The organism is Sphingomonas panacis (assembly GCF_001717955.1).
In the GTDB taxonomy this organism is placed as follows: domain Bacteria; phylum Pseudomonadota; class Alphaproteobacteria; order Sphingomonadales; family Sphingomonadaceae; genus Sphingomonas; species Sphingomonas panacis.
Genome location: NZ_CP014168.1, coordinates 1,179,857 through 1,201,137, shown reverse-complemented (window position 1 = coordinate 1,201,137; position 21,281 = coordinate 1,179,857). Strand labels below are relative to the sequence as shown.

Below are 21,281 nucleotides of genomic sequence, written 5' to 3'. Positions count from 1 at the left end.
ATGCATCCGCGAACGCAGTAGAATCACCACTATGAAACGCCTCGCCCTGGCCCTGTGCCTGCTCTCGATGGCCTGTTCCCCGCGCGGCGGGAGTGGCGACGCCGATGCGATCTACAATGCCGGCGAGCAGGAGGCGCAACTGTCGCCGGGCGTCCAGCCCGTGCGGATCGGTGAAGGCGGCCCCGGCTTCGCGGCGTGCGCGGCGGCGGGAACGGTCGTCAACCTGTCGCCACAGGATCAACCGTATCTGCCGATACACGCCGCGCCGTTCGCCGAAGCGAGCGAGATCGGCCGGCTGGAAAACGGCACCGCTTTGCTGCTGTGCTCGCATTCGATCGACCAGCGCTGGCAGGGGGTGGTGGTGCCGCCCGCCGGCGGCGTCCCGGCCGATTGCGGCGTCTCGGCGCCGGTGGCGTCGCCGCGCGGCTATGCCGGGCCGTGTCGCTCGGGTTGGGTTTCGGCCGCGTTCGTGCGGGCGCGGGCCGGGTAGCGCTATCCCTTCACTCGTTCGTGCTGAGCCTGTCGAAGCACGTGCCGCAGCCACAGCGCTTGTGGCCCGCACTTCGACAAGCTCGGTGCGAACGGTTTTAAGAGGCGAGAACCGCCCGGCTACTGACGTGACCGGGCGGGCCGCACTTACCGCGCGATGCCGCCCGCCGCGAGCACCGCCAGCGTCACCAATTCGCTCGCGGTCGAGGTCATCGGCGCGATCTGCACGCTCTTTTCCATGCCGATCAGCATCGGGCCGATCACCGCGTCCCCGCCAAGTTCGCGGAGCAGCTTGGCGGAGATATTGGCCGATTGCAGCCCCGGCATCACCAGCACGTTGGCCGGGCCCGACAGCCGCGCGAACGGGAAGTTGGCGAGCTGCTTGGGGTTGAGCGCGACATCCGCCGCCATCTCGCCTTCATATTCGAAGCTGACCTGCCGCCCGTCGAGCACCGTCACCGCTTCGCGGATATTGTCGAGGAACGCGCCGCCGGGGTTGCCGAAGGTCGAATAGCTGAGGAACGCGACGCGCGGCTCATGCCCCATGCGGCGCGCGACCGCCGCCGTATCCTCGGCGATGTCGGCGAGTTCCTCGGCGGTGGGCCGCTCGTTGACCGTCGTATCGGCAAGGAAGACGGTGTGGCTCTGGCCGACCATCAGGTGAATGCCAAACGGCGTGCGTCCAGCGGCCGGATCGATGACGCGGCGAATCTCGCGCATCGTGTGCGCATAGGTGCGCGTCGTGCCGGTGATCATCGCATCGGCTTCGCCGAGCTGGAGCAGCACCGCGCCGAAGATGTTGCGATCCTGGTTGATCATCCGCTCACAATCGCGGCGCAGGTAGCCGCGGCGCTGGAGCCGCTCGTACAGGAAATCGACCATACGCGGCACCAGCGGCGAGTTGCGGCTGTTATGCAGTTCATACGCCGAAGGATCGGTGACGCCGAGCGCACGCAGCCGATCGGGCACGTCATCGCGGCCGACCAGAACCGGCACGCCGTAGCCACCATCCTTGAACGCGATCGCCGCGCGCAGCACGGTCTCTTCTTCACCTTCGGCGAACAGCACGCGCTTCGGGTGCGCGCGCGCACCTTCATAGGCGAGCGTCAGCACCGACGTGGTGGGATTGAGCCGCGCCTTGAGGCTCTGGCGATACGCTTCAAGATCGAGGATCGGCTTGGTGGCGACACCCGAATCCATCGCTGCCTTGGCGACGGCGACGGGCACGATCTCCATCAGGCGCGGATCGAACGGCGCCGGGATGATGTAATCCGGGCCGAAGCTGTGCTGGACGCCATATGCCACCGCGACCTCTTCGGGAACCTGCTGGCGCGCCAGCGCGGCCAGCGCCTGCGACGCCGCCACCTTCATCTCGTCGTTGATCGTCGTCGCGCGCACGTCGAGCGCGCCACGGAAGATGAACGGGAAGCAGAGCACGTTGTTGATCTGGTTCGGATAGTCCGAGCGGCCCGTCGCGATGATGACGTCGGGGCGCACGCGCTTCGCGTCGGGCGGGCTGATTTCGGGATCGGGGTTGGCCATCGCGAAGATGATCGGCTTGGGCGCCATCTTGGCGAGATATTCGGCCGGCAGCGCGCCGGCGGCGGACAGGCCGAGGAACACGTCGGCGCCGTCGAGCGCCTCTTCCAGCGTGCGCCGATCGGTGACGGCGGCGTGCGCCGACTGCCACTGGTTGACGCCCTCACGGCCCTGATAGATCACGCCGGTCCGGTCGCACATCAGCAGATTGTCGCCGGGCAAGCCCATCGCCTTGATGAGCGCCGCGCACGCGATCGCCGCCGCGCCGGCGCCGTTCACGACCATCTTGGTGGTCTTGATGTCGCGCCCGGTGAGGAACAAGGCGTTGATGAGGCCGGCGGCGGCGATGATCGCGGTGCCATGCTGGTCGTCATGGAACACCGGAATGTTCATGCGCTCGCGCAGCGTCTGCTCGATCACGAAGCATTCGGGCGCCTTGATGTCTTCGAGATTGATGCCGCCGAAGCTCGGCTCCATCAGTTCGACCGCGTCGATGATGCGGTCGACGTCCTCGGTCTTGAGTTCGATGTCGATCGAATCGACGTCGGCGAAGCGCTTGAACAGCACCGCCTTACCTTCCATCACCGGCTTCGAGGCGAGCGCGCCGAGGTTGCCGAGGCCCAGGATCGCCGTACCGTTCGAGATGACCGCGACGAGGTTGCCCTTGGCAGTATAATCATACGCGAGCGCCGGGTCTTGCGCGATCGCCAGCACCGGCACCGCGACGCCGGGCGAGTACGCGAGCGCGAGATCGCGCTGCGTCGCCATCGGCTTGGACGCGATGATCTCGATCTTGCCGGGGCGTCCTTCGGAGTGGAACAGCAGAGCTTCGCGCTCGGAAAACTGGACGTTCGATTCGTTCGACATTGGGCAGCCTTCTCCAGAAGCGTCCAGCCCTTAGTGTCCCTGTCCGCGAAAGGGAACGCCGCTATCCGATTTTGCGTGTGTCAAAGTCTTGCCGCGCGCGCTCGATGCGGTCGATATTGGCCTCGGCCCAGGTCCACACGCCGCAAAAGGCTTCGCTCAACGTGTGGCCGAGGTCGGTCAGCCGGTAATCGACGTGCGGCGGGATGACCGGGTGAACGGTGCGTACCAGCAATCCGTCGCGCTCCATCGCGCGGACCGTCTGGGTCAGCATCTTCTGGCTGATTCCGGTCACTTCCCTCGCGAGTTCGGTGAAGCGTAGCACCGGATGCTGGGTCAGCGCCTCCAGCACGATCATCGTCCATTTGTCGGCGACGCGACCGATCACCTCGGTGACGAGCGCCTCGACACGAGGATCGAGTTCCGGGTGGCACGGCGTTTCTTTCATAACTCTCCTTTTGGTAAGTACCGAACTTTCCGGTGCTTACTTTCCAAGCGTAATCGACGCGCTACATCCGCGTCCATCACCGCCTGGCAGGAGACGAATCATGCGGATTACCGGCAACGTTATTCTCATCACCGGCGGCGGATCGGGCATCGGCCGCGCGCTCGCCATCGCACTGCACGAAGGCGGCAACAGCGTGATCGTCGCGGGCCGTCGGCTGGAACCGCTCGAACAGCTCGCGGCCGATGTTCCGGGTATCGCCGTCGCGCAGCTCGACGTCGCCGATCCGCGTGCCATCGCGCCGTTCGCCGCGTCCGTCATCGCCGCACATCCCGCGCTCAATGTCGTCATCCACAATGCCGGCATCATGGCGGCGGAGGATCTGCTGGCGGATGGTTTCGCGCTCGACACCGCCGAGGCGACGATCGCGACCAACCTGCTCGGGCCGATCCGGCTGACTGCGGCGCTACTGCCGCATTTACGGGCACAGCCGGATGCGAGCATCCTGACCGTGTCGTCTGGTCTGGCCTTCGTGCCGCTGGCCGCGACGCCGACCTACTCAGCGACCAAGGCGGCGATCCATAGCTGGAGCCAGTCGCTGCGCGCGCAGCTCGCGCCTGTCGGCATCGACGTGATCGAGATCGCCCCGCCAGCCGTCGCGACTGACCTGATGCCCGGGCATGCGCAGAACCCGCAGTCGATGCCGCTCGGCGCCTATGTCGCCGAAACGATGGCGCTGCTCGAAGCGCACCCGCACGGGCCGGAGAACACCGTCGAACGTGTCGGCTTCCTGCGCAACGCCGAGCGCGAGGGCCGCTACGACCAGACCTTCACGATGCTCAACCAGCGGCATTGAGCCGCTGCCCCCAAGCCTCTATCGGCTGGGAGCGTGACCGATCCCGTTTCCGCTCCCACGCCGATGATGGCGCAATATCTCAGCCTGAAGGCCGAGGCGCAGGATTGCCTGCTCTTCTACCGAATGGGCGATTTCTTCGAGATGTTCTTCGAAGACGCGAAGATCGCCGCCGCCTGCCTCGACATCGCGCTGACCGCGCGCGGCGAGCATCATGGCGTGGCGATCCCGATGTGCGGCGTGCCGGTGCATGCGGCGGAGGCGTATCTCGCGCGGCTCATCAAGGCCGGGCACCGCGTCGCCATCGCCGAGCAGACCGAATCGCCTGCCGACGCCAAGAAGCGCGGCGGATCCAAGACCCTAGTCTCGCGCGGCATCGTCCGCGTGGTGACGGCGGGCACGCTGACCGAGGAGGCGCTGCTCGACGCGCGCACCGCCAATTGGTGCGTCGCGATCGGCGAAGCGGGCGGTGGCGTGGCGCTGGCCGCCGCCGACATTTCGACCGGCCGCTTCGAGCTGATCGAAACGAGCACCGCCAGCCTCACCACCGAACTCGCCCGGCTTAACCCCGCCGAGACGATCGCGGCCGAGGACAGCGCCTTCGCGGAGGTGACCACGTCGCTTCGCCCCAAGCCGGGGTTCGACAGCGCGCGCGGAGACGCGCGGCTGCGCGACTTGTACGGCGTCGCCACACTTGATGGCTTCGGCCAGTTCAGCCGTGCCGCGCTGGCGGCGGCAGGCGGCCTGGTCGCGTATCTCGACCACAATGCCAAAGGCGCGCTGCCGTTCCTGCGCCCGCCGGTGCTACGCCAGAGCGCGCAGGCGATGGCGATCGACGCGGCGACGCGCGAAAGCCTCGAACTCACCGCCACCACCTCGGGCGCACGCAAGGGCAGCCTGCTCGACGCAGTCGATCGCACCGTGACCGGCGCGGGCGCGCGCGCGCTCGCCGCCGATATCGGCGCGCCTTTGGTCGATCGCGCGCAGATCGAGGCCCGGCTCGATCTCGTCCAGTTACTGTGTGAAGACAGTGCTTTACGCGAATCGCTGCGGGCCACATTGCGCGCGCTGCCCGATATCGGTCGCGCCCTTGGCCGGCTCGCGGCGGGGCGCGGCTCGCCACGCGATCTCGGTCAGCTCCGCGACGGACTCGATGGTGCGTGGCGGCTGGGCGAAAAGCTCGGCGAGATCCTTTCCCCCGCTCGTGCTGAGCCTGTCGAAGCACGTGACCCCGGCGAATCGCCTCTGGCACGTCCTTCGACAAGCTCCGGACGAACGGGGATGGAGTTGCTCGCCGATCTCGCGCCACGCCTGCGCGGGCACGGCGCGCTGATCGACCTGCTCACCCGGTCGCTGGTGGCGTCGCCGCCGATCGATGCCTCCGACGGCGGCTATATCGCGCCCGGCTACGACGCCGCGCTCGACGATCTGCGCGATGCCGGCGCGGGCGGGCGGCGGGCGATCGCCGCACTGGAAGCCGACTATCGCGCCCGCACCGGCATCACCGCGCTCAAGATCAAGCACAACGGCGTGCTCGGCTACCATATCGAGGTCGCCGCGCGCGTAGCGGATGCGCTGATGGCGCCCGACAGCGGCTTCACCCATCGCCAGACGCTCGCCGGCGTGGTGCGCTTCAACGCGCCCGAACTCCACGAGGTCGCGCTAAAAGTGTCGCAGGCCGGCGCGCACGCGCTCGCGGCCGAAGCCGCGCATCTCGAAGATCTCACCCGCACCGCGCTCGCCCGGCGCGAGGCGATCGCCGCCACTGCCGACGCGCTCGCCCGGCTCGACGCCTCGGCGGGATTGGCCGAGCGCGCGTGCGAAGGCGGCTGGGTGCGCCCGACCCTGGTCGATCACGCCTGTTTCGATATCGCCGGCGGGCGCCACCCGGTCGTCGAGGATGCGCTGGCGAAGCGCGGCGAGCGCTTCGTCGCCAACGACTGCAAACTCTCCGAAGACTCTCGGCTGTGGCTCGTGACGGGTCCGAACATGGGCGGCAAATCGACCTTCCTGCGCCAGAACGCGCTGATCGCGGTGCTCGCGCAGGCCGGCAGCTACGTGCCCGCGAGCGCCGCGACGCTGGGGCTGGTCGATCGGCTGTTCAGCCGCGTCGGCGCGTCGGACAATCTCGCGCGCGGGCGTTCGACGTTCATGGTCGAGATGGTCGAAACGGCGGCGATCCTCGCGCAAGCGACACCGCGCAGCTTCGTGATCCTCGACGAAGTCGGGCGTGGCACCTCGACCTACGATGGCCTCGCGATCGCCTGGGCGGTGGTCGAGGCGATCCACGAGGACAATCGCTGCCGCTGTCTGTTCGCGACGCACTACCACGAACTGACCCGGCTAGCCGAACGCTGCGAAGCGCTCAGCCTCCATCACGTCCGCGCGCGCGAGTGGAAGGGCGATCTCGTGCTGCTCCACGAGGTGAGCGAAGGGCCAGCCGATCGCAGCTACGGCCTCGCCGTCGCGCGGCTGGCCGGGATGTCGCCCGCGACGCTCGCGCGCGCCAAGGCGGTGCTGGCCAAGCTCGAGGCAGGCCGCGCCAAGACCGGCGGCATCGCGGCGGGACTCGACGACCTGCCGCTGTTCGCCGCCGCGCGCGAGGAAGAGGCGCCCCCCGCCGATCCGGTCCGCGAGGCGCTCGCCGCGATCGACACCGACGCGCTGACCCCGCGCGAGGCGCTGGAGCAATTGTATCGGTTGAAGGGCTTGATGTAGCCACAATCCGTCACCCCAGTGCAAGCTGGGGTCTGCTGGAGGCTGCCCGGATGGTACGAGTCTCACCGAGAGGCCCCAGCTTGCGCTGGGGTGACGATGTGAGGGCATGACGCGGGCGCGATCCTCCCCTATCTCTCCGACATGCCAGCCCGTTTCGACTCCCTCCCCCAACGCCGCGCGATCATCGATCGGCGCGCCATCGCCGATGCGCTCACCGCACTCGAAGGCAACGACGCGGTCGCGCTGCGCGCCGCCGGCACCGCGCTCTTGAAGACCGCACTCGATGCCGGGCGGGTCGAGATCGGGCGGCGGCTGATCGAGCATCCCTCGCGCGGGCTGGAGATCGCCGCCGCGCAGGCGTTCCTCGTCGATCAGCTCATTCGCCTGCTCTACGACTTCACCACGCAGCGACTCTATCCGGTCCACAATCCGACCGCCGCCGAGCGGCTGACGGTCATCGCGGTGGGTGGCTATGGGCGTGGCGAGATGGCGCCCTATTCGGACGTCGATATCGGCTTCCTCACGCCCTGGAAACAGACGGCCTGGGCCGAGCAGGTCATCGAATCGATGCTCTATGCCTTGTGGGATCTCGGCCTCAAAGTCGGCCATTCGAGCCGTTCGCTCGACGAGATGGTACGCCAGGCGAAGAGCGACGTGACGATCCGCACCGCCTTGCTGGAGGCACGCTACGTCTGGGGCGACCAGCCGCTGTATGACGAGGCGGCGCGGCGCTTCAAGGTCGAGGTGCAGGCCGATACGGTGCGCAGCTTCATCGCCGAGAAGCTCGCCGAGCGCAACGCGCGCCACAAGCGGCAGGGTGATACGCGCTACGCGGTCGAGCCCAACGTCAAGGAGGCGAAGGGCGGCTTGCGCGATCTGCATACGCTCTTCTGGATCGGCAAATACGCGTACAACGTGTCCGAACCCGGCGAACTGGTCGAGGCCGGGCTGCTCAGCCGCGCCGAATACCGCCAGTTCAACCGCGCCGAGAATTTCCTGTGGGCGGTGCGCTGTCATCTGCACAGCATCGCGCGCCGCGCCGAGGACCGGCTCACCTTCGACATGCAATCCGAGATCGCGCGGCGGATGCGCTTCGCCGACCGCACCGGCAAGTCCAAGGTCGAGCGCTTCATGCATTATTACTTCCTTCAGGCGAAGCGCGTCGGCGACCTGACCGGCGTGTTCCTCGCGCATCTCGACGAGAAGTTCGCCGCGCGCGGGCGGCGCTTCGGGTTGCCGATGCTCGGACGCGGCCGGGCGCCGCGCAAGCTCCACGGTTTCGTGATCGAGCGCGGCCGGCTGGCCATCCCGTCGGACGATTTCTTTCGGACCGATCCGGTGCGGCTGGTCGAGCTGTTCGCGCTTGCCGACCAGCATGCGCTCGAAATCCATCCGCTGACGATGCGTGTCGCCGCGCGTGATGCCAAGCTCGCCGACGATATCCGCCAGGAGCCCCGCGCCAACGCCTTGTTCCTCGACGTGCTGACATCTCCGCGCGATCCCGAGACGGTGCTGCGCTGGATGAACGAGGCGGGGGTGTTCGGGCGCTTCATTCCCGATTTCGGCCGTGTCGTCGCGCAGATGCAGTTCGACATGTACCACCATTACACCGTCGACGAGCATACCATCCGGGCGATCGGGCTGCTGTCGGCGATCGAGAAGCAGACGCTCGCCGACGATCATCCGCTGGCGAGCGCGGTGTTCGATCAGATCGTGTCGCGGCGCGCGCTCTATGTCGCGGTGCTGCTCCACGATATCGCCAAGGGGCGCGGCGGCGATCATTCGATCCTCGGCGCCGAGGTCGCGCATCGGCTGTGCCCGCGGCTGGGGCTGAGCGATGCCGAGACCGAAGCGGTCGCGTGGCTGGTGCGCTATCACCTGCTGATGTCCGCCACCGCGTTCAAACGCGACCTGTCGGACTTCAAGACGATCCTCGACTTCGCCGAGATGGTGCAAAGCCCCGAACGGCTACGGCTGCTGCTGCTGCTCACCATCGTCGATATTCGCGCGGTTGGCCCCGGCGTGTGGAATAGCTGGAAACGCCAGTTGCTGACCGATCTCTACGAATCGGCGGAAGAGGTGCTGCGGCTCGGACACAAGCAAAAAGGCCGCGAGGAACGGATCGCCGCGAAACAGGCCAATCTGCGCGTGACGCTTGGCTGGGACGAAGCGAAGTTCGCCGCGTTGCTCAAGCGCATGCCGGATTCCTATTGGGTGGCGGAGCCCGACGAGGTGCTCGCCCAGAACGCGCATCTGGTCGATCTGGCGGGCGCGGCGCAGCTGTCGATCGATACGCGGCCCGATCCCGAACGCGGCGCGACGCTCGTCTCGGTCTATGCCGCCGATCACCCCGGTCTGTTCTACCGCATCGCCGGCGCGATCAGCCTTGCTGGCGGCAACATCATCGACGCGCGCATCCACACCACGCGCGACGGCATGGCGCTCGACAATTTCGTCGTGCAAGACCCGATGGGTGGGCCGTTCGAGGATGCCATGCAGCTCAAGCGGCTGCGCATGGGGATCGAGGACGCGCTCGCGGCACGGGGCCGGCTGGTCGACAAGCTGCTCGCCAAGCCGCTGTCGCGCCCGCGCGCGACCGCCTTTCCGATCGCGCCCAACGTGCTGATCGAAAACAAGGCGTCGAACCGCTTCACCGTGATCGAGGTCAACGCGCGCGATCGTCCCGCGCTGCTCCATCAGCTCGCGCATGCGCTGTTCGATTCGAAAGTGACAATCCACTCGGCGCATGTCGCCACTTACGGCGAACGCGCGGTCGACACGTTCTATCTGACCGATCTCACCGGCGACAAGATCTCGAACACCACCCGGCTGCGTGGCATCGAGCGCCGGTTGCTCGTCGCCGCAAGCGGGGAGAAATTGCGCACGGCCGCCTGAGCGCGCCTCACTCCGCCTTGCGGTGGGTAAAGTAGATGTGGATTTTCACCCACGCGCCGACCATCGGCTTGCCGCCGACGCGCGGCGGGCGGACCAGGAACTGCCACGCGGCCAGCCGCATCGCGCGCGCAATGCCCGACCCCGCCGGCGATTCGCCGAGCGAGCGACAATTGTCGACATGATAGTTCGCGATCGTCTGGCACGCGATATCCGCCCATTCGGGGTTTTCGATCTTGCCCATATAGCCGTTGAGTTCCGCGTCGGTCGGCTCGCGATACCATTCGGCATTGTACAGCCGCTGACCGCCCGGCCCTTCGCCCGGACCATAAGCCGCGCCGCCATTGTTGCCGCCGCCGGGCTTGTCGTCACCGCTATCGCTGCCGTGGGTCGGCAGCTTGGAGATGTCGGTCGCCGCGTAATCGTCCTGGCTCAGCGTGATGAGCTTGGGCGGGACGGGCACAGGCGGCGGGGGCGGCGTGATCTCGGGCTTGGGCTTGGTGATCTTGGGCGCCGTCGCCTTGGCCGCATGCTGGACGGGGGATTTCTCCCCCTTGGCGGCGGCTTTCTTGGCGGGATCGGGGAGTTCCGAAGGCACGAACACGCGGAGTTCGTTGGGCTTGGGCTGAGGCGGCGCGGGATGCTGCGCGCTCCACAGGAACAGCAGCAGCGCGATGAGCAGTTCGAGCCCGAGCGCCAGCCCGAACGCGATTGCGCGCCGCCGGAACGATGGATCGTGCCATCGCCAATAATCGTAACCGCTTGCCGCCATTCGCGTAAAAGACCCAACACCCCGTTTCGACACGCACCCTGCCCGGTGCCCGTCACCTCGACGAGTCACCGAGCCATAGGAGGCGGGATTGTGCGCCGCAACGCATATGCCGCCTTACATGGATGCGGGGCCACGGCGAAATGACGTTCGCGTCATGTCCGAACGCTTTTCGCGATGGGGCAGATCAGTCGCGTTCCGGCACCGGCACGTTGAAGCCGTTGAGCGTCATCGACACCAGGGCATACAGCCCGACCAGATAGATCAGTTCGTTGGCACCGTGCTGGCCGAACGTCTCGACGGCGAGGGCGTAGCATGGCTCGGGCAGGACGCCGCCGTTCACCAGCGCGAAGGCGACATCGTAGGCGACGCTTTCCTGCGGATCGAGATCGGTGGGCTTGATGTTCGCGCACAACGCCGAGAGGCGCGCCGCGCTCATCTTCTCGCGCTCGGCGACGGCGATGTGCGCGTAGAGTTCATACGCCGCATCGAAATGCGCGCCCGTCACGAGGATCGCGATCTGGCGCGGCGCATCGGGCAAGGTCGCCTGCATCGACATCGCCTTGGTCAGATCCCACACCGCCTTGCCGATCACCGGCTCGTGCAGCCACGGGTTCCACGGCCCCATCAGCGCACCATTGTCGGCGAGCACCGTGAAGTCATTGAAGTTCGTGGCGATGCCGGCCTTCATGTCATCGTAGAGCGGCTTCTGCGCATCGGTCAGGTCGGCGGGGGCGATCAACGGCAGGCGCATGGGCGGTCTCCTGGAGGTGGGGCGACTCGCGCTATAGCGGCTGGGGCGGGGCAATCGCGTGAAACTGGTGTCATGGTCGCGAAAACCGCTAAGGCGCTCACAATGCTGTCGCGCCTCGTCCTCACCGATTTCCGCAACCATGCCGATCTGACGCTCACGCCGGGCGCCGGCTTCGTGGTGCTGACCGGCGAGAATGGCGCGGGCAAGACGAATGTGATCGAAGCGGTGTCGCTGCTCGCGCCGGGGCGCGGGCTACGTTCGGCGCCGCTCGGCGAGATGGCGCGGCAGGGCGGCAAGGGCGGGTTCGGTGTGGCGGCGGTGCTGGAGACGACGCAATCCCCCTCCCGCTTGCGGGAGGGGCTAGGGGAGGGCCTGTCACCAGGCGGCGCGTTACGTGGACAGGCCCCCCCCCAACCCCTCCCGCAAGCGGGAGGGGAGGTTCAGATCGCCACTGGCGCGCTCGCGACCGCACCCGAGCGGCGGATCGTGCGAATTCAGGGCGCCGGCGCCGCCGCCACCGCGCTCGCCGAGTGGCTGACCGTGCTGTGGCTGACCCCGGCGATGGACCGGCTGTTCGTGGAGCCGGCCTCCGAACGCCGGCGCTTCCTCGACCGGCTGACGCTGGCGCTCGCTCCCGGCCACGCCGTCCACAGCAACCGCTACGATGCGGCGATGCGCGCGCGCAACCGGCTGCTCGGCGAGGCGGCGGAAGGCGCGGCGCTCGATCTCGACTGGATCGCCGCGCTGGAGGTGCAGATGGCCGAGCATGGCGCGGCGATCGACGCGGCGCGGCGCGAGACGGTGGCGGCGCTCGGCCTACGGCTCGCCGAGCAACCCGAGGGGCCGTTCGCCCGCGCCGGGCTGATGCTGGAAGGCTGGACCGGCGCCGGCGACACGCTCGCCGCCGATCTTGCTGCCGGGCGGCGGCGCGACATGGCGGCGGGGCGGACACTTGTCGGCCCGCACCGCACCGACCTCGCGGTCAGCCACCTCGGCAAGGCGCAGCCGGCGGCGTTGTGTTCGACCGGCGAGCAGAAGGCGCTGCTGCTCGGCATCGTGCTCGCACATGCCGGACTGGTGGCGGAGCGCACCGGGCGGCATCCGGTGCTGTTGCTCGACGAGGTCGCCGCGCATCTCGATCCACGCCGCCGCGCCGCCCTGTTCACGGCGCTGGCAGGCAAGGGGCAGGTGTGGATGACCGGCACGGAGGCGGCGTTGTTCGCCGAACTCCGCGGCGAAGCCTCGCACGTCGCGCTGCCGCTCCCGCGCTGAACCTCAGCTTTCGACCCGGCTCACCGCGTGTTCAAGTGTGACGCGGCAAAGCGTCCTTATGGCGGGTGCCATAGGGAGTTTACGATGAAGACCACCAACCGGATGATCCTCGCCGCCGCGACGGCCGCCAGCGCGTTGCTCGCGACCGTCCCGGCCACCGCACAAGGTCGCTGGGACTGGGGTCCGGGGGATCGCCCCTACCGGCTTGCCGGGCCGGGCGTGCCGATGCTGTTCCCCGAGCTGCGGGCGACGCCACGCGGCCGCGCCTTCGTGATGCGCAATTTCGATTTCAATCGCGACGGCTTCATCAACCGGCGCGAGGCGGCGGCGGCGAACCGTGCCTTCGCCGACGTCGCGGGGAACGATCGCGCGCGCTTCGACTGGGATCGCCACAGCCGGCCGATCGATAGCGACGGTCCGCGCAACGGTGGCCCCGGCCGCTGGGACCGCGCCGCGATGCGCGACTATCATTTCCGCCAGACCCCGCAGGGCGCGCGCATGACGTTGCAGGAGGACGTGCTGTTCCGCACCGATTCGGCCGAACTGCGCCCCGGCGCGATCGACAAGTTGCGGGCGCTGGCCGGGTATCTGCAGGACAATCCCGGCGTGCGCGTGTCGATCGACGGCTATACCGATTCGCGTGGCAGCGACGCGCACAACAAGGCTTTGTCCGAACGCCGCGCCGATAGCGTGCGCACCGCGTTCGACGATCTCGGCGTGACCGAAGCCCGCTTCCGCGTCGCCGGCCACGGCAAGGCCGATCCTGTGGCGAACAACGCGACGGCGGCGGGCATGCGCCTCAACCGCCGCGTCGAGGTGACTCTGCTGGGGCAGCGCGCGGATAGTTTCGCGCGGTGACGTAGCGGGGAGCGGGCTTGCGGTCCTGCTCCCCAATCGTCACTCCAGCGAAAGCTGGAGTCTCCCAGTGGTTGGGCGGGCGTTTCGGTCTCACCGAGAGACCCCAGCGTACGCTGGGGTGACGAAAGGAGTCAGGCCGGAATCTGCTGGCTGATGCAGTGGAAGCTGCCGCCGCCGGTCAGGATGGCATCGGCACGCAAGCCGACTGCCTGACGATCCGGGAACAGCGCCTGCACCGCCGCCACCGCCGCATCGTCGTTGGGTGCGCCGTACAGCGGCACAACGACGGCCGCGTTGCCGATGTAGAAGTTCATATAGCTTGCCGGCACGATCTCGTCGTCGCGCAGCACTTCGCCGGGCGAGGGAATCCGCACGACTTCCAGCCCCGCCGCTGCCGCAGCATCGGCGGCCTGGCTGTAAATCAGCCCGTTGGGATCGTTCTCGGTCGCCTCGGGGATCGCCACCACGCCCGGCGCGACGAAGCGCGCGAGATTGTCGACATGGCCGTCGGTATGATCGTTGAGCAGCCCGTCGCCGAGCCACAGAATCTCGCTGAACCCCAAATCGTCGCGCAACCGCGCCGCGATCTCGTCCTTGCTGAGATCAGGGTTGCGGTTGGGGTTGAGCAGGCATTGTTCGGTGGTGACGACGCGGCCGGTGCCATCGCCGTCGATCGCGCCGCCTTCGAGCACCCACTCGCAGCGCTCGACCGCCGCGTCGATCGTGGCCGCCAGCCGCAATCCGACATCGTCGTCGCCCGGCAGATCGTATTTGCCGCCCCAGCCATTGAAGCGGAACGAGCGCGCGCTGCCGTCGGCGAGCAGGATCGGCCCGGTGTCGCGCAGCCAGATGTCGCCGAACGGCTGGACCACGACGTCTGCATAGTCCCCCGCCAAGCGCGCCGCCGCCTGCGCCGCCGCGTCATCGGCGGCGACGAGGATCACGCGCTCGCCCTTGCCGCCGGCATGGACCGCGCGACCGAACGCCGCCACTTCCTCACGCGCCGGTTCGAGATCGTCCTCCCACAGTTCGGGATGGCTCGGGAAACCGATCCAGACAGCCTTATGCGGCGCCCATTCGGCGGGGGGGACGATAATGGTCATGCAGGGTTCCTATTGCGCGGCCGCACGCTGCTTGTCGCGAATCGCGCGGAATTCGGCGGTCTTGTACCAATTGGGCCAGGCATCGCCATCGGCGAGTTCGCGGCCGAGCCGGTAATATAGGGTGAGATCCTCGACCGCGCCCGACCAATCCCACTTGGGATCATATTCGTCCTGCGGCTTGTGGTAGCGGTTGGCGATATAGTCGAGCGTCGCGGCATGGCCAGCTGCCTCGCCGCCAACCACGAGATCCTCGCCCGCGCCGCCATCGAACATCGGCACGCCCAATTTGGCGAAGCTGAAATGGTCCGAACGGAAATAGCTGCCGCGCTCAGGGTTGGGTTCGGGTTTGACCACCCTGCCCTGCGCTTCGACCAAGATCTTCATCCTGTCCTCGAGCTCGGACTTGCCCGCGCCGGTGATCTCGAAGTCATGCGTGCGCCCCTTCACGTTGAGCACATCCATGTTGACCCCGCCGACCGTGTGGGACAGCGGATAGACTGGGTGCTCGGCGTAATAGCGCGAGCCGAGCAGCCCCGCTTCCTCCGCCGTAACCGACAGGAACACGATCGAACGCTTCGCGGGTCCGGCCTTGGCCTGCGCTCCGGCGAGCGCGACCAGCCCGGCGACACCGCTCGCATTGTCGAGCGCGCCGTTGCAGATGCCGTCGCCCTTCACCGCATCGCAATGGCCGAGATGATCCCAATGCGCGCTGTAGAGGACGTAATCGTTCGGAGCCGAGGTGCCCGGCAGGATGCCGACGACGTTCTTCGACGCCTGCCGCCGGATCGTGTTGTCGAACGCGACCGACGCTTTCAGGCCGAGCGGCACCGCGCGGAAGCCCTTGTGCTTGGCCGCTTCGGTCAGCGCGGCGAAATCCTTGCCAGCACTCGCGAACAACGCCTTGGCCTTGTCGAGCTGCACCCAACCGATCGCGGCGCTCTCGTTCATGTGATCGCCCTTCTCGTCGAGTTCGAGTTGCGGGCCGGTGTTGCTCGACTGGACGACACCCCAGCCATACGCAGCCGGCTCGGTATCGTGAACGATGATCGCCGCCGCAGCACCCTGCCGCGCGGCCTCTTCGTACTTATAAACCCAGCGGCCATAATAGGTCATCGCCTTGCCTTCGAACAAACCGGTGCGCTCGGGCGATTGCCAGTCGGGATCGTTGACGAGGATGATGACCGTCTTGCCCTTCACGTTCACGCCGGCATAATCGTTCCAGCCGCGCTCGGGCGCGGTGATGCCATAGCCGACGAACACGACGTCGCTGTCCTTCACCGCGATGTGCGGCGTGACGCGATAGGTCTTGACCACCATGTCGGTGCGATAGGCGAAGCTGAGCGGGGTCTTGCCGCCGGTGATGGTCAGCGGCGCGACGTTGGTCGCGGTCATATCGACCAGCGGCACGTTCTGGAACCAACCGCCATCGACCCCGGGCTTGAGCCCCGCCGCCTTGAAGCGCTCGACGATATACGCGACGGTCTTGTCTTCGGCCGGAGTGGCGGGTTTGCGCCCCTCGAACGCGTCCGACGAGAGCGTCTGGGTCACGTCCTTGAGCGTCTGCACCGAGATGGCTGGGGTCTGCGCAAGCGCAGGGGCGGCAAGAAACGTCAGGCCGAGCAAAAGGGCGCGCATAGAATCTCCCCTGAATGATACACCCGTCTTGGCAGCGCGCCGCGCCGGGCGCAACGCGCCGTGGTCAGAACAGCTTCATCTCGGCGAGGCGGACGTGCTTGCCCGCAGGCTTGCGGATCGCGAGGCGGATCGCATCGGTGCGGATCGGTTGCCACGTCAGTACATTGGTGGCGTTGGGCCGGGGCGCCGCGCCGTTCGTGTCGAGCGGTCGCCATGCGCCGTTTACGCGATATTCGAGCCGGTAGCTGTCCGGCATCGCGAACGCGCCGCCCGCGAAGAACGACACTTCGGCGCGGTCGAGCGTGACCGGCTTGCCGAAATCGACCGCGAACCATTCGTCCTGAGTCGCGCCTGTCGAGTCCCAGCCGTTGGGCAGTTCGGGCATGAACCACACCCGCCCATCGATGCCCTGATGCAGCCGCTCTGGATCGGTGCCGCTCGATGCGCTCGGCTTGGGATACTCGGCGCGGACGAGGTTGATCGACTGCGCGAGCGGGCGTTCGATCGCCGCATTCGCCTTGGCCGCGACCGGCACGACCAGCTTGCCGAGAGTCGCGCGCGATGCCGCCAGCACCCCGTCGACATACACGCGCAGGCCAGCGCCGCCACGATAGTGCCGGCCGTCCTCGTCATAGACCACCGACAGCGACCGGCCATGATAGGGCACGTCCTGCACCGCGAACCAGCGCAGCCGGTCCCTGGTTCGGTCTTTCGCCGGTAACAGCGGATCGACCACGACGCTGTCGTCGGGCTGCGGGGTGATGCCGGCGAGACCGGAGATCACCAGATCGTCGAAGCCGCTGTGGAAATAATGGTGGCTGCGCGGCAGGCCCACGATCGGCTTGCCGGTGGCGGGATCGTAATCCTCCTCCAGATCAAGCCTGTCGCCCTGATAGTGCATCTTCGCATATTGCCGCAGCAGCCGCAGATAATCGCCGCGCCCGATCACACCGTCGGGGCCGCCATGGAGGCGGTTGGCGAGGCCGGTGAGCACCTGCGTCGTCTGGAACGGCCAGACGGGTCCATTCCACTGGCATTCGCGCAAACCCGTCGCCGCATCATAGCGATATTGCCGCATGTAATATTGATAGCTTGGCTCGGTGGTGCGCAGCCCCGCCGGGCCGCCGAGTTCGTTCGCCGAGAGGATATGCGTCCACGCACGATCGAACTTGGCATCCGCACCGATCAGCCCGAACGTCCAGGGCAGATAGCCGACCAGTTCGCGCGCGCGGATCTGGTCCCAATATGTCACGTGCTCGTTGCTGACCTTGTAGCGGTCGATGAAGTGGCCGAAGCTGTCGCTCCACAGCGCGTCGAGCATGCGGCCGCGCAACCGCCCGGCGCGGGCGGCGTAGTCCGCCGCCGTCGCCGGATCGCCCGCCAGCGCCGACAGCCGGCTGATCGCCATCGCATTGGCATATTGGAAACTGTTGATCGACGGGCGGAACGCGTCACCGCCGCGAAACCCGTCCTTGCCGCCCGAGGCATCGACCGACGACACGGTATATTCGGTCGCATCGAGCAACGGCTCGATCCAGTACAGCCCTTTGGTGAAATCGAAGCCGTCGTCCCATAATCCGTAGATCAGCCGCATCGCCGGCAGCAACCGCACGGCGGCGTCGCGATCGTGATCGACGAGGTAGCGGCCCCACACCGCATCGGCGATCGATTCGCTGAAATGCCGGTCGTTGCCGCCGTCGAGATAGAGAAAATTGATGTAATCATCGGCGAAGCGGCGGTCGCGCAGCCAGCGGCCCTCGGCGATGTGGAAGGCGGTCGCGTCGTTGAGGCTGGCATAGGGTTCGCGCTGCCAGCCGACGTCGTTGAGGAACTCGGTCGAGATATAGCCCTTGGCACCGAGATCGCGCTGGTGCGCGCGGAACACTTGCCAGCGGTAATAATAGACCGCGTCGAGCGTCGCGTCTGAACTGTCGAACAGCGGGATGCGGTCGCGATACCAGTCGGCATCGTTGCCATACTGCTGCGTGAGGATCGCGTCGCGGTCGAGCTGTGGCGCGAGAGGCGCGGGTGCAGCGGCGACAAGAACCAAGGGCGCTGCGCACAGCCATGCCGTGCGCAGCGCCCGACGGATCGGCCCAGCGCGACTCGCTTCGGCGAGGAAACGAGCGCGACCGGACCGAACCCGCATCACCGGAACCCGTACCGAACGCCGAGAGCGAAGGTGCGAGCAAGCAAGAGAGTGCCAAGGTTGAACTTTTCCGGACCGCCGCTGCCGCCGAACTTGTAATAGGTCTGCTGGGTCGAGTTGGTCAGGTTGGTCGCGTCGAAGGTAACGCCGAGCCGCTTGGTCAGATTGTAGGTGAGCTGCACGTCAAGGCTCTTCTCGGGCGTGCGCCACACGCCGATCGGATTGGCGAACAGCCGCGCCTCGTTATTCGCGAGGAATTCCTTGCGCCACACATAGGATACGCGCGCGCCGATCGGCCCCTTATCGTAGGCCAGCGTCGCGTTGTACGAGAATTTCGACACGCCGAAGAACGCCGACTGGAATTGGCCGATCAGTTCGCCGGTGGTGGTATTGTACTGTGGGATATTCTGGCTCGAATCGAGCACCGTCACGCTGCCGACGAAGCCGAGCCCATCGAGCGGACCGGGCAGATAGTGCGGGAAGTAGGTGAGCCCTACTTCGACGCCCTTCAGCACGCCGTTCGAGGCATTGAGCGGGCGGGTGATCGCGAAGGAATTGGTCGCGCCCGCGACAATGCCGTTGTTGAGAATGGTCTCGCGCTGGGTAACCGGCACGACCAATCCGTCGATCTCGCGGCGGAAGCCTGTAACGGTGATCGCACTGTCGCGATCGAAATACCATTCTAGCGCAACGTCATAGTTCTTCGACTGGGTCGGGCGCAGATTGGCCGTGCCCGCCGTACCCGAACCATAGCCCAGCCCGGTGAGATCGCCGGTCAGCGTGTAGTTGGGGTTGAGCGCGGTATAATCGGGCCGCCGCAGCGTCTCGCCGAAATTGAAGCGCAACCGCAGCTTGTTGGTGATCTCGTAGCGCAATGTAGCGCTCGGCAGGAATTTGGTGGTCGCGGTAGAGGTGTCCGTCTCGGCAAAATTGTTCAGGCGGTTGAAGAACTGCGAGTTGGTGTCGACCGTCACGAAACGCACGCCGCCTTCGATCTGGAGCGGACGCCCGAAGAGCGAAAGCTCGCCATCCGCCATCACGTAGGCGGACATCGTCACTTCGTCGTTGGTGAACACCTGACCCAGCGAAAGCTGGCCGGAGGTCTTCAGGCCGTAAAGCGACCGCACCTTGTCGGCATTGGCATAGACCCAATAGCCACTGGGCAGCACCCAGCTTGTGGGCACGTCCGCGCGGCCGTCGAAGAAGCCCGAGTTGGTGAAGGTCGTACCCGCGCCCAACGTGCTGAGCGGCACACCGAGTCCGAGCGCGTCCTGCGTGCGCGTCGCGACCGCGGCCTTGCGATCGTCGATCCGCCAGCCGCCCTTGATGCGGCGCAGGAAACCCTCGTCCCAGGTATATTCCCCGTCGAGCGTCGCGGTGATCGCGCTGCCGTGATCGCGCTCGGCATTGTCATAAAGCTGCGCGACGTTCCACGTCGCCGGTTTGGTCAGAAGCGAATCGTCGTTGAAGTGGAACGAAGGAATGCCGCCGCCCGCGTTGAAATCGACCTTGATCTGATCGGCGGTGCGATCGGTGCGCATCGCGATGAACGCGGTGTTGTAGGTGCTGGTCTGATAGGCGATGTCGGCGACGATCTTGCCGCGCCCGCCCGCCACGTCCCACTTGCCGTTGAGCGCATAGACGAAGCTGTCGGTCTTGTTCTGAGTATAATCGGCGCTGTTGAAGCCATAGACTTTGTTGGCGACGCGCGATTTGACGATGTTGGTACCGTCATACAGCGTCGGCGCCTGCGCCCCCGCCCAGAAATCGACAAAGCTGAACTGCATGCTGTTGAAGGTGTTGCCGCGGAACCCCGAATAGAACGCCTCGGCCGTGTAGACCGAGCTACTGTTGGGCGCCCATTGGATCGCGATGTTCGCCGAGGGGCGCTCGCGCTGGCCGTACAGATCCTGGTTGAACACTGCGTCGCGCGACAGGACGTAGGGCGTAGAAACGCCGTTGACGAGCATCGACGATCCCGGCGCGGTCGCCAGGCCGGTGTCGGTGCCGACCTGCCACGCGCCGAGCCCTGGTGAGACGACAAACTGGCCTGTGATCGGGTCTTGGCCGGCGGGGAAGATGCGCTGGAACGGATCAAGCCCGGTGCCCGCAGCCGGGTTCATCGTGGCGAACGGCACGAGCGCGCCGGCCGTCGTCGTCATATCGCGATAGTTGGTCTTGATGTAGCTGCCGTTGACCAGCACGCCGATGTCGCCGATTCCGGTCTCCCAGCGATCGCTGACGAGCAGTGCAACGTTGGGGTTATAGCTGTCGGCCTGCTGATTGTAGATGCCCCGCGCGAGGCCCGACAGCGCGAAACCATCGAAATCAAAAGGACGGCGCGTCTTGACGTCGACCTGACCGGCGAGACCGGTTTCGATCTGGTCGGCGGCGCGGGTCTTGTAGACATCGACCGATTTGATGAGATTCGCCGAAATATCCTGCAGCGAGAAGGACTGAACGGCCGCGGTGAAGATGTTGCGGCCGTTGAGGGTGGTGAGCGCATCGGGCAGGCCGCGGATCGAGATGCCCGCCGCCTCGCCGCCGCTGCGGTTGGTCACCTGGATACCGGTGACGCGCTGGAGCGCCTCGATGACGTTGTTGTCGGGCAGCTTGCCGACATCTTCCGCGACGATCGAGTCGACGATCTGAGTCGAGTTCTTGCGCGTGTTGAGTGCCCCGACGATCGACGCGCGCACGCCTTTGACGACGATCTCGTCGCCCTGCGGTTCGCTCGCGTCGAGCGTCTGATCTGTCGGCGTGGCGGTGGTGTCTCCCGCTGCCGCCGTGGTGCCGCCGTCACTGGGCGGAGTCGATTGGGTGCCGGTCTGGGCAAATGCCGGATCGACGGCGAGCAATGCGAGCAACGAAGCCGAGCACAGGATTGCGCGATGGAATACCATGATCTTCCCCTCAGATGGACCGTTCTTTGCGGTCATTT

At 66.7% G+C, this 21,281-nt stretch carries 14 protein-coding genes; 6 read left to right on the top strand and 8 right to left on the bottom strand.

Features of this window, described 5'->3' with window-relative positions; translation table 11 throughout:
* Positions 1-31 precede the first annotated feature (31 nt).
* A complete protein-coding gene (locus J0A91_RS05340) occupies positions 32-490 on the top strand; it encodes a hypothetical protein (RefSeq protein WP_069204037.1) in 459 nt (152 codons plus the stop codon).
* Between the two features lie 146 nt (positions 491-636).
* Here J0A91_RS05340 and J0A91_RS05335 read toward each other — a convergent pair whose 3' ends face one another.
* Positions 637-2,895 (bottom strand): NADP-dependent malic enzyme, encoded by a 2,259-nt coding sequence (locus tag J0A91_RS05335; RefSeq protein WP_069204036.1) that lies wholly within the window; start codon positions 2,893-2,895, stop codon positions 637-639.
* 61 nt (positions 2,896-2,956) lie between these two features.
* Complete coding sequence (locus tag J0A91_RS05330; RefSeq protein ID WP_069204035.1) at positions 2,957-3,340, bottom strand: winged helix-turn-helix transcriptional regulator; 384 nt, start codon at positions 3,338-3,340, stop codon at positions 2,957-2,959.
* A 100-nt stretch (positions 3,341-3,440) separates the two neighbouring features.
* Here J0A91_RS05330 and J0A91_RS05325 point away from each other — a divergent pair, with 100 nt between their 5' ends.
* From J0A91_RS05325 to J0A91_RS05315, 3 genes are all read left to right on the top strand, one after another.
* A complete protein-coding gene (locus J0A91_RS05325; RefSeq protein WP_069204034.1) occupies positions 3,441-4,193 on the top strand; it encodes an SDR family oxidoreductase in 753 nt (250 codons plus the stop codon).
* A 63-nt stretch (positions 4,194-4,256) separates the two neighbouring features.
* The gene (gene mutS, locus J0A91_RS05320; protein ID WP_069204033.1) at positions 4,257-6,908 is read left to right on the top strand and encodes a DNA mismatch repair protein MutS; all 2,652 of its coding nucleotides are present in this window, start codon (positions 4,257-4,259) and stop codon (positions 6,906-6,908) included.
* A gap of 141 nt (positions 6,909-7,049) precedes the next feature.
* Complete coding sequence (locus tag J0A91_RS05315; protein ID WP_069204032.1) at positions 7,050-9,803, top strand: [protein-PII] uridylyltransferase; 2,754 nt, start codon at positions 7,050-7,052, stop codon at positions 9,801-9,803.
* A 7-nt stretch (positions 9,804-9,810) separates the two neighbouring features.
* On the opposite strand, the gene J0A91_RS05310 is transcribed toward J0A91_RS05315, so the two are convergent.
* Positions 9,811-10,572, bottom strand: coding sequence for a hypothetical protein (locus J0A91_RS05310; protein ID WP_069204031.1), 762 nt, complete (start codon positions 10,570-10,572; stop codon positions 9,811-9,813).
* Positions 10,573-10,756: 184 nt separating this feature from the next.
* Positions 10,757-11,323: a carboxymuconolactone decarboxylase family protein gene (locus tag J0A91_RS05305; protein ID WP_069204030.1), complete on the bottom strand. Its 567-nt coding sequence runs from the start codon at positions 11,321-11,323 to the stop codon at positions 10,757-10,759.
* A 102-nt stretch (positions 11,324-11,425) separates the two neighbouring features.
* Here J0A91_RS05305 and J0A91_RS05300 point away from each other — a divergent pair, with 102 nt between their 5' ends.
* On the top strand, positions 11,426-12,595 hold the full coding sequence (locus tag J0A91_RS05300; RefSeq protein WP_069207063.1) for a DNA replication/repair protein RecF: 1,170 nt from the start codon (positions 11,426-11,428) through the stop codon (positions 12,593-12,595).
* A gap of 84 nt (positions 12,596-12,679) precedes the next feature.
* Positions 12,680-13,453, top strand: a complete 774-nt coding sequence (locus J0A91_RS05295; RefSeq protein ID WP_069204029.1) for an OmpA family protein — start codon at positions 12,680-12,682, stop codon at positions 13,451-13,453.
* 131 nt (positions 13,454-13,584) lie between these two features.
* Here the strand turns inward: J0A91_RS05295 and J0A91_RS05290 are convergent, their stop codons facing one another.
* The 4 genes from J0A91_RS05290 to J0A91_RS05275 form a co-directional block, all read right to left on the bottom strand.
* Positions 13,585-14,556, bottom strand: coding sequence for an agmatine deiminase family protein (locus J0A91_RS05290; protein WP_069204028.1), 972 nt, complete (start codon positions 14,554-14,556; stop codon positions 13,585-13,587).
* A gap of 9 nt (positions 14,557-14,565) precedes the next feature.
* Positions 14,566-16,191, bottom strand: coding sequence for a M28 family peptidase (locus J0A91_RS05285; protein ID WP_069204027.1), 1,626 nt, complete (start codon positions 16,189-16,191; stop codon positions 14,566-14,568).
* Positions 16,192-16,255: 64 nt separating this feature from the next.
* On the bottom strand, positions 16,256-18,241 hold the full coding sequence (locus tag J0A91_RS05280; protein WP_240502213.1) for an MGH1-like glycoside hydrolase domain-containing protein: 1,986 nt from the start codon (positions 18,239-18,241) through the stop codon (positions 16,256-16,258).
* Positions 18,242-18,339: 98 nt separating this feature from the next.
* Positions 18,340-21,243: a TonB-dependent receptor gene (locus tag J0A91_RS05275; RefSeq protein ID WP_069207061.1), complete on the bottom strand. Its 2,904-nt coding sequence runs from the start codon at positions 21,241-21,243 to the stop codon at positions 18,340-18,342.
* Between the last annotated feature and the right edge of the window lie 38 nt (positions 21,244-21,281).

Coding starts and splice junctions, on each gene's coding strand:
- J0A91_RS05340 (WP_069204037.1), top strand. CDS start 32: ATGAAACGCCTCGCCCTGGCCCTGTGCCTGCTCTCGATGGCCTGTTCC.
- J0A91_RS05335 (WP_069204036.1), bottom strand. CDS start 2,895: ATGTCGAACGAATCGAACGTCCAGTTTTCCGAGCGCGAAGCTCTGCTG.
- J0A91_RS05330 (WP_069204035.1), bottom strand. CDS start 3,340: ATGAAAGAAACGCCGTGCCACCCGGAACTCGATCCTCGTGTCGAGGCG.
- J0A91_RS05325 (WP_069204034.1), top strand. CDS start 3,441: ATGCGGATTACCGGCAACGTTATTCTCATCACCGGCGGCGGATCGGGC.
- mutS (WP_069204033.1), top strand. CDS start 4,257: ATGATGGCGCAATATCTCAGCCTGAAGGCCGAGGCGCAGGATTGCCTG.
- J0A91_RS05315 (WP_069204032.1), top strand. CDS start 7,050: ATGCCAGCCCGTTTCGACTCCCTCCCCCAACGCCGCGCGATCATCGAT.
- J0A91_RS05310 (WP_069204031.1), bottom strand. CDS start 10,572: ATGGCGGCAAGCGGTTACGATTATTGGCGATGGCACGATCCATCGTTC.
- J0A91_RS05305 (WP_069204030.1), bottom strand. CDS start 11,323: ATGCGCCTGCCGTTGATCGCCCCCGCCGACCTGACCGATGCGCAGAAG.
- J0A91_RS05300 (WP_069207063.1), top strand. CDS start 11,426: ATGCTGTCGCGCCTCGTCCTCACCGATTTCCGCAACCATGCCGATCTG.
- J0A91_RS05295 (WP_069204029.1), top strand. CDS start 12,680: ATGAAGACCACCAACCGGATGATCCTCGCCGCCGCGACGGCCGCCAGC.
- J0A91_RS05290 (WP_069204028.1), bottom strand. CDS start 14,556: ATGACCATTATCGTCCCCCCCGCCGAATGGGCGCCGCATAAGGCTGTC.
- J0A91_RS05285 (WP_069204027.1), bottom strand. CDS start 16,191: ATGCGCGCCCTTTTGCTCGGCCTGACGTTTCTTGCCGCCCCTGCGCTT.
- J0A91_RS05275 (WP_069207061.1), bottom strand. CDS start 21,243: ATGGTATTCCATCGCGCAATCCTGTGCTCGGCTTCGTTGCTCGCATTG.